Annotated in this window: 12 protein-coding genes; 10 read left to right on the top strand and 2 right to left on the bottom strand. The window is 64.0% G+C overall.

The features are described from left to right. Positions 1-2: 2 nt before the first annotated feature. Together GAK28_RS07515 and GAK28_RS07510 are read left to right on the top strand one after the other, a co-directional pair. Complete coding sequence (locus GAK28_RS07515; RefSeq protein ID WP_291776720.1) at positions 3-941, top strand: MlaD family protein; 939 nt, start codon at positions 3-5, stop codon at positions 939-941. Continuing rightward, positions 938-1,531: an ABC-type transport auxiliary lipoprotein family protein gene (locus GAK28_RS07510; protein ID WP_291776719.1), complete on the top strand. Its 594-nt coding sequence runs from the start codon at positions 938-940 to the stop codon at positions 1,529-1,531. Before GAK28_RS07515 ends, GAK28_RS07510 begins: the two co-directional genes overlap by 4 nt. 120 nt (positions 1,532-1,651) lie before the next feature. Here GAK28_RS07510 and GAK28_RS07505 read toward each other — a convergent pair whose 3' ends face one another. Together GAK28_RS07505 and GAK28_RS07500 are read right to left on the bottom strand one after the other, a co-directional pair. Further along, positions 1,652-2,242: an alpha-ketoglutarate-dependent dioxygenase AlkB gene (locus tag GAK28_RS07505; RefSeq protein WP_291776772.1), complete on the bottom strand. Its 591-nt coding sequence runs from the start codon at positions 2,240-2,242 to the stop codon at positions 1,652-1,654. Continuing rightward, positions 2,239-3,639 carry an amidase gene (locus GAK28_RS07500; RefSeq protein WP_291776718.1) on the bottom strand — a complete coding sequence of 467 codons (1,401 nt, stop codon included), beginning with the start codon at positions 3,637-3,639 and terminating at the stop codon, positions 2,239-2,241. The genes GAK28_RS07505 and GAK28_RS07500 overlap by 4 nt, the downstream gene beginning before the upstream one ends. Positions 3,640-3,827: 188 nt before the next feature. On the opposite strand from GAK28_RS07500, the gene GAK28_RS07495 reads away from it, so the two are divergent. The 8 genes from GAK28_RS07495 (at position 3,828) to GAK28_RS07460 (ending at position 14,431) form a co-directional block, all read left to right on the top strand. Continuing rightward, on the top strand, positions 3,828-5,435 hold the full coding sequence (locus tag GAK28_RS07495) for an electron transfer flavoprotein-ubiquinone oxidoreductase (protein WP_291776716.1): 1,608 nt from the start codon (positions 3,828-3,830) through the stop codon (positions 5,433-5,435). Positions 5,436-5,668: 233 nt separating this feature from the next. After that, a complete protein-coding gene (locus GAK28_RS07490) occupies positions 5,669-6,697 on the top strand; it encodes a glycosyltransferase family 4 protein (RefSeq protein WP_291776714.1) in 1,029 nt (342 codons plus the stop codon). A 59-nt stretch (positions 6,698-6,756) separates the two neighbouring features. Then, positions 6,757-6,930, top strand: a complete 174-nt coding sequence (locus GAK28_RS07485; protein WP_291776712.1) for a hypothetical protein — start codon at positions 6,757-6,759, stop codon at positions 6,928-6,930. Continuing rightward, entirely contained in the window at positions 6,927-9,716 is a 2,790-nt protein-coding gene (locus tag GAK28_RS07480) for a glycosyltransferase family 1 protein (RefSeq protein ID WP_291776710.1), read from the top strand. The genes GAK28_RS07485 and GAK28_RS07480 overlap by 4 nt, the downstream gene beginning before the upstream one ends. A 168-nt stretch (positions 9,717-9,884) precedes the next feature. Then, positions 9,885-10,631 (top strand): electron transfer flavoprotein subunit beta/FixA family protein, encoded by a 747-nt coding sequence (locus GAK28_RS07475; RefSeq protein WP_291776709.1) that lies wholly within the window; start codon positions 9,885-9,887, stop codon positions 10,629-10,631. Positions 10,632-10,653: 22 nt separating this feature from the next. Further along, entirely contained in the window at positions 10,654-11,595 is a 942-nt protein-coding gene (locus GAK28_RS07470) for an electron transfer flavoprotein subunit alpha/FixB family protein (protein ID WP_291776707.1), read from the top strand. A gap of 83 nt (positions 11,596-11,678) precedes the next feature. Continuing rightward, complete coding sequence (locus GAK28_RS07465) at positions 11,679-13,124, top strand: UbiA family prenyltransferase (RefSeq protein ID WP_291776705.1); 1,446 nt, start codon at positions 11,679-11,681, stop codon at positions 13,122-13,124. Beyond that, the gene (locus GAK28_RS07460) at positions 13,124-14,431 is read left to right on the top strand and encodes an FAD-binding oxidoreductase (RefSeq protein ID WP_291776703.1); all 1,308 of its coding nucleotides are present in this window, start codon (positions 13,124-13,126) and stop codon (positions 14,429-14,431) included. Before GAK28_RS07465 ends, GAK28_RS07460 begins: the two co-directional genes overlap by 1 nt. Positions 14,432-14,433 lie beyond the last annotated feature (2 nt).

Genomic DNA, 14,433 nt, shown 5'->3' with positions numbered 1-14,433 from the left:
CCATGGAAACGCGCGCCCACCACATCCTGATCGGCCTGTTCACGGTGATCGTCGTGATCGCCGCCCTGATCTTCGGGGTCTGGCTCGCCAAGGCCCATTCCGACCAGGAGTGGAACTACTACGACGTCGTCTTCAACGAGGCGGTCACCGGTCTTTCGAGGGGCGGCGCGGTGCAGTACAACGGCATCCGCCTGGGCGATGTCATGCAGCTGCGCCTGGACCCCGAAGACCCCCGTCGCGTACTCGCCCGCATCCGCGTCACCGGCGATACGCCGCTGCGCACGGATACCCACGCGAAGCTCGCGCTGACCGGTGTCACCGGCGTGGCGATCATCCAGCTTTCCGGTGGCACCCCGGGCAGCGCCCTGCTCGTGGGCCACGACGGCGAAGTGCCCGTGATCATCGCCGACCCGTCGCCCCTCGCACGATTGCTATCCAACGGCGAAGATCTCATCACCAACATCAACCAGGCCGCCGCCCGCGCGAACCAGTTGCTGTCGAAGGAAAACGTCCACCATATCGAGAACGTGCTCGACCACCTCGACCGCACCACCGGGGTGATCGCCGACGAGCGCGAGGACATCCGCGAGCTGATCCACCAACTGGCGTCGGCGACGAAGCAGGCCAACGAGACGCTGGCCGAGAGCAAGACGCTCATCCACAACGCCAACGGCCTGGTCGAAGGCCAGGGCAAAGCCACCCTGGAGAGCGCGCAGCGTGCGATGGGCTCACTGGAGCGTTCGATGGGCACCATCGACCGCCTGCTCAACGACAACAGCGACGCGATCAACGGTGGCGCGGCCAGTCTCGGCGAACTTGCCCCCGCGCTGCGCGAACTGCGCGACACGCTGGGCTCGCTGCGTTCGATCACCCGTCGCCTCGACGAAAACCCCAGCGGTTACCTGTTCGGCCGCGAAAAGACCCAGGAGTTCACCCCATGAGCCGCGCCCGCTTCGCCCTGCCGCTGGTCGCCCTGCTTTCCGCCTGCTCGATCCTGCCCAAGCAGGAAATGTCCAAGGTCTATACGTTGCCATCCGCACCGGGCGCACGTCCGCAGGCTCCCGCCACGGTAACCTGGGCGCTCCGCATCGCATCGCCGAACGCGCCGCGCTCGCTCGACAACGCGCGTATCGCCGTCGTGCCGCAGGCCAACACCATCACGGTGTATGCCGGGGCACGCTGGAGCGACACGGCACCACACCTGTTCCGCGACCGGCTCGCCAACGCCTTCCGGGACAGCGGTCGCATTCCTGCGCTCAGCACCGACGACGGCAGCTTCGCCGCCGATTACGAGCTCGGTGGCAGCCTTGCCGCATTCCAATCCGACTATGTGGATGGCAAGCCGGTGGTGACGATCCGCTACGACGCCGTCATCGCCGACACCCGTCGGCATCGCATCGTGGGTAGCCGACGTTTCGAAGTCAGCGAACCCGTGGCAGGGAAAGAGGTGCCGCAGGTGGTCGAGGCCTTCGGTCGGGCGATGGACAAGCTGTCGGGCGACGTGGTGGGCTGGACGTTGAAAACACCGTAGCGATCCGCGGCAGCGGGCCACTCTGCCACTGCCATGCCTGCTCTTGTAGGAGCGCGCTTGCGCGCGATCCCGCGTAGCGGGCCAGATTGCCGCTGCCGCGGATCGCGCGCAAGCGCGCTCCTACAGGGGATGGATATAGCGGAAGGTGAGGTTCAGGCGCGGGGTGGTGACGCGCTTGCGCACTGGCAAGTCATGCTTATAGAGACGCTGCGTACCCTCGCCCATGCGTAGCAGGCTACCGTGGGTCAGTTCGACCGCGACCGTGTCGCCACCCTGTTTCGCCCGGAACCGGAACGTCCTCTGCGCACCGAGGCTGATCGACCCGATGATCGGCTCGGGGCCCAGTTCGCGCTCGTCGTCTGCGTGGAATCCGGTGTACTCGCCACCGTGGCGATAAAGGTTGGCCAGCACGCTATTGAAACGCGTACCGCACGCCTGTTCCGCCCGCTCGCGCAATGCGAGCAAGGTCGGCGTCCACGGATAAGGCTCGAACGTGTTCCCCGAGTACCGATAGCTCGCCCCCGGATCACCCACCCACGCGTTGAGCCGGGGCGAATCCACCCAGCGACCGAACATGCGCAACCGGTGTGTTTCCCAGGGAATCTCCTCGTGAAGGACGGCCAGCAGACGATCGGCTTCCCGAGGATCGAGCCAATCCGGCGCGAAGCGGACGTCCGCGCCGGGTAACGCGATGACCTGCCAGCGAGTCAGACGGGCTCCACGGGATAGCGCGGCTCCGCATCGAGCGAGGACGCGCAGACGGCAGCCAGTTCGAGCAGGCGCAGGTCGGAACCGCGCGCACCCACCAACTGCATGCCGATCGGCAATCCATTGGGAAGCGTGCCCATCGGAATACTCACCGAAGGACAGCCGGCCAGGCTGGCGAAGCTACAAAGATCAGCCTGCGAGGCCGGCGCGGGGCCATCCAGCGGAAAAGCCCCCTGCGGCGTGGTCGGCAACACCAGCACGTCGACCTGGGCGAACAGGCGGCGCATTTTCAGCGTGGCCGCGTCGAGCACCAGGTCGGCCGCGACATAGTCGGCGGCGGATTTCTTCGCAGCGAACTCCACCATCTGGCGGAAACCGGCGGAGACCGGATAGGCCTCGTCGGCCAGTTCGGTCGCGAAGGTGTTGAGCATCTCCGCCTCCATCAACAGCAGGCCCGCACGACGCGTCCGCGCGAAGTCCCAGTCGGAAAAATCGACGTTACGCCGCTCGCCGAGTTCTCCCTTGAGCTGACCCAAGGCATGTTGGAAGACGTCGATGACATCACGTTCGACACCGATCGCCGCCAGATCGGGCAGAAAACCGGTTCGCAGGTTGCCCGGCTCCCAGTCGGGCGGCGAAAAGGCCACCCGGCGGCGGCGCGAGCGCGCGTCGTCGGCGTCGTAGCCGGCCAGGGTCTGCAAGAGCACGGTGAGATCGTCCACGCCACGCGCCAGCAGGCCCACGGCATCGAGTCGACGGGCGGCCGGTACGAGGCCCCGGGCGGAAATCTCGCCATGGGTGGGCTTGAGCGCGTACACACCGCAGTAGCTGGCAGGCACCCGGATCGAACCCAGGCTGTCCGAGCCGATGGCGGCCACGGCCATGCCGGCGGCGACGGCGGCTGCCGCACCGCCGGACGAGCCGCCCGCGGTGTAGCCCAGTCGATGCGGATTGTGCGTCGCGCCATGGAATGGATTGTTCGTGGTGAGCCCCAGCGCGCCCTCGTCCATATTGGTCTTACCCAGCAGGACGGCGCCGGACGCGCGCAAACGCGCCACCACATGGGCGTCTTCCTCGGGCACCACGCTGCGCCGCCGCATACCGGCGCGCGTCGGCACGCCAGCGACATCGAAGTTGTCCTTGATGGCGATCGGCATGCCATCGAGGCGCCCGATCACCCCGTCGCGGCGACGGCGGTCGGCCGCTGCCGACTGCTCCTGGATCAGGGAGACGCTGAAATCGACGAAGGCGTTCAGGCTCGGATTCAGGCGCTCGATGGCGTCCTGGTAGACGTCGGACAAGGCCTGCGGTTGTATCCGGCCGATCGCCAGCCAATGCAGGATCTGCAGCAGCGTGGCGCGGCGCATGTCGGTATCGGCGACCGGCGGCATCGTGTTCATGAAATCTCCTTGCACGTGGGACGATTATGAACGCGGTTTGTGAAGGGCATGCAACCCCTCGCAATGCAGCATGGGTCGTTTCAAACAGGTATTTGCCCGCCCGGCGACGAAATCGGACAATGACCGGTCACATGCGCGCCGGGGAGGCGCGTGTCTTCCCCGCCAGCCCGAGTTTGAGTGAGCCAGCCATGAGCGAACGCGAAACCATGGAATACGACATCGTCGTCGTCGGCGCCGGTCCATCCGGCCTGGCGTTCGCGATCCGTGCGAAACAGCTCAATGCGGAGTTGTCGGTCTGCGTCATCGAGAAGGCCTCCACCATCGGCGCCCAGATCCTCTCGGGCGCCGTGATCGAGACCGCCCCGCTCGACCGCCTGCTGCCCGAGTGGCGGAACAACCCGCCGCCGATCTGCGTGCCGGTGACGCATGACGAATTCTGGATCCTGCGCGACCACGCCTCCAGCTCGAAGCTGCCGGTGACGCCGCCGCAGATGAACAACCACGGCAACGTCATCGTCAGCCTGGGCGCCACCTGCGCCTGGCTGGCGCCGCAGGCCGAGGCCCTCGGTGTCGACGTATTTCCGGGCTACGCGGCCGCCGAGGCGCTGTTCGACGAGGCCGGCGTGGTCAACGGCGTGCGCATCGGCGACATGGGCATCGCCCGCGACGGCACGCACAAGCCGGGATACACGGAAGGCATCGACATCCGCGCCAAGGTGACGGTGCTGGCCGAAGGCTGCCGCGGCCACATCAGCAAGACCCTCATCAAGAAGTTCGACCTCGACAAGGACAGCGACCCGCAGACCTACGGCATCGGCATCAAGGAGCTCTGGCAGCTTCCCCCGGGCCGTTCCGAGCCTGGCAAGGTCGTGCACACCGCTGGCTGGCCGCTGCCCAGCGACACCTATGGCGGCAGCTTCCTCTACCACCTCGACAACGATCGCGTCGCCGTCGGTTTCGTCGTGGGCCTGGACTACCCCGACCCGAATTTCTCGCCGTTCGAGGCCTTCCAGCAGTTCAAGCACCACTCCAACGTGAAGGGCCTGCTCGACGGCGGCACGATCGTCTCGGCCGGCGCCCGCGCCATCGTCGAGGGCGGCTTCCAGTCGCTGCCGAAGGTGGAGATGCCCGGCGCGATCCTGGTCGGCGATTCGGCCGGCCTCGTCAACGTGCCGAAGATCAAGGGCACGCACCAAGCCATCGCCTCCGGCATGCTGGCGGCCGAACACCTCGTGGCCTCCGCGCTCGACAGCAAGGGCTGGGACGCGAAACTCCGCGGCTCGGCCGTGATGGACGAACTGAAGAAGGTCCGCAACATCCGCCCGGGCTTCAACAAGGGCCTGTGGTGGGGCCTGATCAACGCCGCCTGGGAAACGGTCACCGGCGGCAAGTCGCCGTGGACACTGAAAAACCATGCCGACTGGTCGTCGCTGCACAAGCTCGGTCAGTACGAGGCGCCGAAGAAGGATTACGTGGAGCGCACGCTCGCACCGCGCGACCGTCTCGCCAGCGTCTACTTCGCCGCCACCGAGCATGACGAGGACCAGCCGGTGCATCTGAAGGTGGCCGACACCTCGATCTGCGTCGATCGCTGCACCACCGAGTACGGCAACCCCTGCCAGCGCTTCTGCCCGGCGGGCGTGTATGAGATCGTCCAGGACGAGGCCGGCAAATGCCTGCAGATCAACTCGGCGAACTGCGTGCACTGCAAGACCTGCGATATCAAGGACCCTTACCAGATCATCACCTGGGTGACGCCGGAAGGCGGCTCGGGGCCCAACTACCAGAATCTCTGATGGAACTTCGCTGGAGGCTACGCCGTATCCATCTGTTGTTTCGGCGCCTGGCGTCCAGTATCGCCCTGCGAGGCTGGACCGGAACGCTCCGCCATATCCGTCGATCGAAGGATGCCTTCGACGAGACAACCTCGCGAACCGCGGTGCTACGCCCTCCCGCCGAGGGCTTCGCCCCTCGGCGGGCGCTGGTGATCGATAGCCTGCCCCCCGACGCCACTCGCGACTCAGGTTCCATGCGGCTGATCCAGATGCTCCGACTGCTCAACGGCTCGGGGTGGCGGATCGATTTCATTGCCGACGACGGTCATGCCACGCCCTCCGCCGAAACGCGCCTGGCCGAGTTGGGCGTACGACTCGTGCGGGAGTCCCCCTTGCGTTGGCTGGCTCAGCAAGGTAATGCGATTAATGCTGTCATGCTGTGTCGTCTTCCGGTGGCGGATCAATACCTGGATATCGTCCGGCACAGGGCACCTGCGGCACGAATCATCTTCGATACCGTCGATCTCCATTTCATACGCGAGCGACGCGCCGCGGAGATCACTGGCGCGCAAGCCCTGCTGCGGCAAGCGAACCGGTCCCGGCGCCGGGAACTCGCCATGGTGGAAGCCTGCGACATCACCCTTGTGGTGAGCGACGACGAGCGCCTGATCCTTGAGCGAGAGGCGCCGACAGCACACGTGGAAGTGGTCAGCAACATCCATGAGGCACATGGCCGGGACCAGGGATATCACGGGCGTTCAGGCCTTCTTTTCGTCGGAGGTTTCGGCCATCCGCCTAACGGAGACGCGGTTCGCTGGTTCATCGCCGACGTGTTGCCGCTCCTTCGCGAAAAAGACCCGTCGATCATCCTGCACGTGGCGGGAGATATCGATGAAGAGTCCCGTCGTTCCATCGAGCACCCCGGCGTGATCGTCCACGGACGTGTGGCGGACCTGCGCCCGCTACTCGCCTCCTCGCTGGTGTCGGTGGCCCCGCTTCGATTTGGTGCGGGTGTAAAAGGCAAGGTGAACCAAGCCATGAGCCACGGGCTTCCCGTCGTACTCACCGAAATCGCTGCCGAAGGCATGCATCTGAACGACGGCAAGGAAGCCCTCGTCGCAAATACCCCATCCGCCATGGCGGATGCCATCCTGCGACTGCATCGCGATGAGAGTCTGTGGATGGCGCTTTCCGAGGCCGGACTCGAAAACGTTCGGCAACACTTCTCCGTCGAACGGGCCGGCGTCGCCCTTTCCCGTGCCATGGAGCACCCTTTCGAATGACCGGGCTGCTTCGCTTGCCTCTTCGCGCTGCCCTTCGTCTACTGACGAAGCACCCGCGTATGAAGCGCTGGCTGGTCGATACCGTTTATCGAATTCCCGCACTCGACGCGGCTCTTCGCACCGCGGCGCACCGCGTCTCCCATCCCGAGGCCCGGCTTGATGTGGATGCCAGCCAGATGTCCGAAAGCAGCCGCCGCAGTTTTGATCGCATGCGAATGGGAAACCCGCAGTGAAGATCGTCGTCGACATGCAGGGCGTTCAGACGGACAGCCGTCATCGAGGGATCGGCCGCTATACGCGGCAAGTGACGTCCGCTTTCCTCACCATGGCGAGCGCACGTCACCACGTCCAATTCATGTTCAACGCGGCGCTCGACGGTATCGACGAAAGTATCGAGATGTGGCCGTCCGGCACCGGCAAGCCCAGTTGGTCGACCTACGGGCCGATACGGCAGACGTCATCGAGCAACCCCGACAACGCATGGCGTCGCGATGCCGCTGAACGGCTGATGTCCCACGCGCTCGATACCAGTGGGGCCGACGTGGCGTGGCAAAGTAGCGTCGTGGAAGGATTCACCGACGATGCCCTCGCGCCGAGCGGAATGATCTCCCCACTCTGTGTCGCCACGCTCTATGACCTTATCCCCCTGCATGCGCCTGAAGAAATGGGGCGTTCGAGGATGCGGGACTGGTACTTCAGGCGCATAGCCTCGCTGAAGCGCTGCGACCTGCTGCTCGCGATTTCCGAATGGGTGAGACAGGATGCCATCGAGCGCCTCGGCGTGCCCGCGGAGCGGGTTGTCGCCATCGGCGCCGGTGTGGATGCCCGTTTTCGCCCCGCCCCACCCGACGGATCCGCGCAAACAGCGCTACGGGAGCGTTTCGGCATTCGGGGAGCGTTCGTTCTCTACAACGGCGGGTTCGATCAACGCAAGAACGTCGACGTGCTGTTTCCGGCATTTGCCGAACTGCCCAGGGATGTCCGCGATAGCCACCAACTCGTTATCGTCGGACGACTCGACGAAGGCACACGCCAACGCTTCGCAGCCCACATGGAACGGACGGGACTTCACGCTCACGAGGTCATCCTTACCGATTTCGTGAGCGATGATGAACTCGTCCTGCTTTACCAGCACTGCGACCTGTTCGTCTTTCCTTCGCAGCGGGAGGGTTTCGGTCTTCCTCCGCTCGAAGCCATGGCCTGTGGTGCTCCCACTATCGCGAACAACGCCACGAGCCTCCCAGAGGTGATCGGCGACGCGTCGGCGCTCTTCGACGGCTCAAGTGCGCAGGCCATCACGAAGGCCATGCTCGACGTGCTCACGTCCACCGAACGCCAACACGATATGCGGGAAGCCGGACTGCGACGCGCTGCGATGTTCACATGGGACAACGTTGCCGAGCGGGCCTTGGTCGCGATCGAGCATGCCATGGCGGGACGGCGACCTCGCGAACGAATCGACCAGACGCCCCTCACGCACATCGCACCGATCCACGCCCTCGACGCATTGAACGTCAGCCACCGACTCCCCGAGGTCCGACGCTGGCCGGGGCCTATCCATTGGAGCGGCCCCTATCCCACGGCGGACGCCCTTCCTCCCGCCGACCGCTACCGCGTTCACGGTTATGCAGGGCTTGTCCGCCCTCCCGACATGGACGACTGGCGAGTGCTGCTGGCCGGGCTTGGGCCGATCGTGGTCGCCCCGACCGACACCATCGACTGGACCTCGGTCGCAACCCATCCGCTGATCCGCCAGCGTCTCGTGGAAGACGCCATTGCCACGAACGAGGCGCCTCACCTGGGCGACGATGACCTGGCTCGCATCGCTGACGCTCTCGATCGCCTGCGTCCGGCGACTGCACGCCGCTGGCTTGTCGATGTCACCCAGATCGCAGAAGCCGATTTCGGTACGGGGATCCAGCGCGTGGCGCGCTGCATACTGGAGAACTGGCTGGCCCGTCCCCCTGAACACGTAAGGATCGAGCCAGTGGTTTTCAGGGACGGCCGCTATCATCACGCGCATGCCTATGCTTGCGCGCTGCTCGGCGTGCCCACACCCGCCGATCTCCCGGATGACATCGTGGCGGTCACCGGAAACGAAACGTTCGTCGGCCTGGATTGGGCGATCAACAGCCTTCCAGCCAGCGCCCCCCTGCTACGCACCTGGCGTCGCGCCGGGGTCGACATGCACTTCATCGTGCACGATCTGTTGCCGATCACGCTGCCGGACGCTTTCCATCCACATACACGGACGTCGTTTGTCGAATGGCTCGCCAACGCGGCCGATCTAGCCGATGTACTGCATTGCAACTCCCGCAGCACGGCGCTGGATCTGGAGCACTGGCTTGCTGCCCGGCATGACGCAAGCCGCCCTCGGGTCACCATCTTTCCGCTCGGCGTCACGCCGATGCGCACGATGAAGAAAACCACGATTCCGCCGTACGTCGCTGACGCCCTTCGCGCCCGTCCCAGCTTTCTCATGGTGGGAACGCTCGAACCCCGGAAAGGACATGCCCAGGCGCTTTCGGCCATGGAAATATTATGGGCGGAAGGTGTGGACGCCAACCTTGTCATCGTCGGCAAGCGCGGATGGCTCGTGAACGACCTGATAGAGCGTCTTGATCGACATACCGCCCGTGGCGGCCGCCTTTTCTGGCTGGACGAATGCGACGATGCCATGCTCGACACCATTTATACCGCCAGCACCGCGCTGTTGGCAGCGTCGTGGGGCGAGGGCTTCGGGCTTCCCCTCATCGAAGCCGCTCAGCGCGGCAAGCCGGTGATAGCACGGGATTTGCCGGTTTTTCGTGAGGTGGCCGACGCCTACCCCGCTTACTTCGACGCCGATACCCCACGGCAACTGGCCACGTTCCTGAAAGGCTGGCTGACATCGCCGCCGCCCTCCGGGACCCTTCCTCCATGGCCGGAGTGGGCCACCAGCGCCCAGGCGCTAGCCACCGATATCCTGCGACAACGAGGCGTCATCCAGGAGCAACCGAGCCAAGTGGTCTCACCCTAGGCTGCGGAAAGCCTCGATACGACCACCGCGGCGGCACCCTTCACCCGTCAAGTACCCGCGCAACTAGCCGTTTTGTCGCCATTTGCCATGTCGGGAGCTACAATCGAAGTGGTATGCCTCCCGGATCTGGCCCCGGGCGGGAACACTCTTCCATCAGGGAATAGCCGAATGAAGATTCTGGTTGGTTACAAGCGTGTGGTGGACTACAACGTCCGCATTCAGGTCAAACCGGACGGTACGGGCGTCGTGACCGACGGCGTGAAGCTTTCCGCCAACCCGTTCGACGATATCGCCCTCGAAGAGGCCTTGCGCCTGCGTGAGAAGGGCATCGCAGAGGAAGTGATCGTCGTGGGCATCGGCCCCGCCGACCTCACCGCTCATCTGCGCAATGGCCTGGCGATGGGTGCAAACCGCGCCATCCATGTCCAGACCACCGACGCCGTCTCCCCCCTGACCGCCGCCCGCACCCTGCTGAAGCTCGTGGAAAAGGAACAGCCCGGCCTGGTCATCGTGGGCAAGCAGGCCATCGATGACGATGCAAACCAGACCGGGCAGATGCTCGCCGCGCTCTGGGATCGTCCGCAGGCCACTTTCGCCAGCAAGGTAGAGATCTCGGACGGCAAGGCGACGGTCACCCGCGAGGTCGACGCCGGCCTGGAGACGATCGAGGCCGAACTCCCCGCCGTGATCACCACCGACCTTCGCCTCAACGAACCCCGATTCATCAAGCTTCCCGACATCATGAAGGCCAAGTCTAAGCCGATCGACATCATCGAACTCGGTTCGCTAGGCGTCGATGCCGCAGACCACCTCAAGACCACGCACTATGCCGCTCCGGCCAAGCGCAGCAAGGGCGTGATGGTGAAGGATGCCGCAGAACTGGTCGCGGTCCTCAAGCAAAAGGGTCTGCTGTAAAGCAGGCGCACGGAGACTCGACATGACCAAGATCCTCGTTATCGCCGAACACCTCGACGGCAAGCTCAACGGCGCCACCCACCGCGCCGTCAGCGCCGCCGCCGCCGTCAACCCGGAAGCCATCGACATCCTCGTGCTGAGTGATGCCCCTGATGCGATCGCCGCCGATGCCGCGAAGATCGATGGCGTCAGCAAGGTACTTACCGTGGCTCGCCCCGAGAACACCCATGCGCTCGCTGCGGTTTTCGCCCCACAGATCGCCAAGGTGGCGGCAGGCTATAGCCATGTCTTCGCTCCCTCGACCACCTTTGGCAAGGACCTCGCCCCTCGCGTCGCCGCGTTGCTCGGCGTGTCCCAGGTCAGCGACGTGATGACCGTGGAAGGCCCGCATAGCTTCAAGCGCCCGATCTACGCCGGCAACGCCATCGTCACTGTCGAGGTCGACACGGCCTCCATCGTCGTTGCCACGATCCGCACGGCCTCCTGGCCGGCCGCGGCTGCCAACGGCTCCGCTACCATCGAACCGGTGGTCGTCGATGCCGCGTTGCCCACCCACACCCGTTTCGTCGGGTTGCAGCAGGGCAAGAGCGATCGCCCGGACCTGCAGGGTGCGCCCAAGGTCGTGTCCGGTGGCCGAGGGGTTGGTTCGAAGGAAAACTTCGAGGTGATCTACAAGTTCGCCGACAAGATCGGCGCTGCCGTAGGAGCATCCCGTGCGGCGGTCGATGCCGGGTATGTCCCCAACGAACTACAGGTCGGACAGACCGGCAAGATCATCGCCCCTGAACTCTACGTCGCCGTGGGCATCTCGGGCGCCATCCAGCACCTCACCGGCATAAAGGACGCCGGCACGATCGTTGCCATCAACAAGGACGGCGAAGCGCCTATTTTCGAAATCGCGGATATTGGCCTGGTGGGCAACCTGTTCAAGATCCTGCCTGAACTGGAAGCTGCCATCGGCTGACAAGACAGGCCAGCCGCGCAGGCGGCTGGCCTTCATCAGGGGAACGTGCGGCAAGCGTCGCGACGTATAGGTGCGAATATTTCATGGTGTACGTCGCGATGGACAACACAAAAGCAGAAGGAATCCCACTCTGCGTGGATCTTGACGGAACGCTGATCCGTTCGGACTTACTAGTGGAATCCGCGTTGATGCTGCTGGCGCGTCAGCCTTTTGCATTTTTCCTGATGCTTGTCTGGTTGCTCCGCGGCAAAGCCTACCTCAAGCAACAAATCGCCCTTCGCGTCGAGCTGAATCCTGCCGCGCTGCCCTATAACCACGAAATTATCGACTGGTTGCGGGAGCAGCGCGGCTATCGCCGCATCGTCCTGTGTACCGCCTCCGATGCGATGCTCGCAGCCCCGGTGGCCACCCACGTCGGCGTCTTCGACGAGGTCCTAGCCAGTGACGGTCAACTGAATCTCGCGGGCGCGAATAAAGCACGCATCCTGACGGAACGTTTCGGCGAGAAGGGGTTCGACTACGTCGGCAATGCACCGGTCGACCTGATGGTGTGGCAACACGCGCATGCAGCGCTCGTGGTGGAGCACGGCCATGCCTTGTCCACGGCAGCCGCCAAAGTGAGCGCCGTCGAAAGACGTTTTGTCATCCGACGTGGAGGCCCCCGTGCCTGGGCCAAGGCGCTTCGCATACACCAGTGGATCAAGAACGTACTCGTGTTCCTGCCCCTGCTGGCCTCCCATCGTGTATTCGATGTAGAAGCCCTCTCCGCTTCCGTACTTGCATTCCTTACGTTCGGACTCTGCGCGTCCAGCGTGTACCTCACCAACGATCTACTCGATCTTGCCGCCGATCGACAGCATCACCGCAAACGTCACCGTCCCTTCGCAGCGGGTAACCTGCCGCTAGCGGCAGGTCCCGCGGTGGCCGTCCTGCTCTTGGTGACAGCCTTCGCCCTGTCTACCCTGCTCCCCTATCATTTTATCGCCGTGCTCGCCGGGTATTACGTACTGACCACGGCATACTCCGTACGTTTGAAACGCATCATGATGCTCGACGTGGTAGTGCTGGCAGGTCTCTACACCACGCGGATACTGGCCGGAACCGCCGCCATTCATTCCAAACCGTCGTTCTGGCTGCTTGCCTTCTCGATGTTCATATTCCTGAGCCTCGCGATGGTGAAGCGCTATGTCGAACTTCTGACCCTCCAGTCCGCCGGCAAGGTCCAGGCCAGTGGACGCGGATACGATGTGGACGATATCCCTCTCATCCAGTCCATGGGAAGCGCCAGTGGCTACATGGCGGTGCTTGTGCTCGCGCTTTACGTTGAGAGCACAGCGAGCCTCTCGCTCTATCGGCATCCCCATTACCTGTGGATGCTTTGTCCGTTACTGCTTTACTGGATAAGCCGGACCTGGGCCATAGCGCACCGAGGTGTCATGCACGACGATCCCGTCGTGTTCGCTGTCATGGACAAGACTAGCCGCATCCTGGGTGTCATAGCCGCGGTCATTGTCGGGTCGGCGATCTGATGCGCCGGGTGGGACGCTCATGGGGGCGCTATCCCGTGACGACCGAGCAGGTCGTCACCTTGCTCGATCGACATGCACCCCTTCCCCAACCCGATCACGGGTTCGCGCTGCCGATCGGCAACGCCAGAAGCTATGGCGATAGTTGCCTGAACGACGGGGGCACGCTGTATGCCATACGAGGACTGGATCGCTTCATCGCCTTCGATCCCACCACAGGCATCCTGACCTGCGAAGCCGGTGTCCTGTTTTCCGACATCCTGGACCTTGTCGTTCCGCAGGGCTGGTTTCTGCCGGTCACCCCAGGGACACGCTTCATTACTGTCGGAGGCGCCATCGCCAACGATGTGCATGGCAAGAACCATCATCGCGCCGGGACGTTTGGCCATCACGTTCTGGCCTTTGAACTCCTCCGCACGGATGGAAGCCGCATCCGGTGTTCTCCTGACGAACAGTCCGACTGGTTCTCCGCCACGATAGGCGGCCTAGGGCTGACCGGCGTGATCACATGGGCCACTATCGCCCTGCGCCGCATTGCCAGCCCATGGATGTCTGCCGAGAGCCATCGGTTCGCCAACCTGGATACGTTCTTCGAGTTGTCCCAGGCATCGAATCAGGACTACGAATACACGGTGTCTTGGATCGACTGCGCGGCACAAGGAAATGCCCTGGGTCGTGGACTGTTCAGCCGGGCCAACCACGCGCCAAATCCGTCGGACGCACCGGCAAGCCCTCCCCGGCAACGCATCGGCGTACCCGTAACGCCGCCTCTTTCCCTGATCAACCCGTACAGCCTGCGCATTTTCAACTGGCTTTACTATCATCGTCAGCGCAAGAGCGTCCGCCACGATACGGTCCACTACCAGCCATTTTTCTACCCGCTCGACGGTATCTCCGACTGGAATCGGATCTACGGGCCGAAGGGTTTCGTCCAGTACCAGTGTGTGGTGCCGCCTACGGCGGCGGAAACCACCATGAGAGAGCTGGTGCGAACCATAGGTAACGAAGGCGGCGGCTCCTTCCTTGCCGTGCTCAAGCAATTCGGCGCCAAGCCGTCCTGCGGCCTGCTGTCCTTTCCGCGCGAAGGCACGACACTGGCGCTGGACTTTCCCTTGGGGGACCAGCGCACGCTCCCATTGCTGGATCGTCTCGACGCCATCGTCGCCGACGTGGGTGGAGCCGTATATCCCGCCAAAGATGCGCGGATGAGCGGCCCGAGCTTCCGCAAATATTATCCATCGTGGGAGGCATTCTCCCGATTCATCGACCCCGGTTTGTCGTCAAGCTTCTGGCGCAGGGTCACGGAGTAACC

Source organism: Luteibacter sp. (genome assembly GCF_009912395.1).
In the GTDB taxonomy this organism is placed as follows: Bacteria; Pseudomonadota; Gammaproteobacteria; order Xanthomonadales; family Rhodanobacteraceae; genus Luteibacter.
Note: the sequence above shows the minus strand (reverse complement) of the source record. Positions and strands in the feature narration are given on the sequence as shown.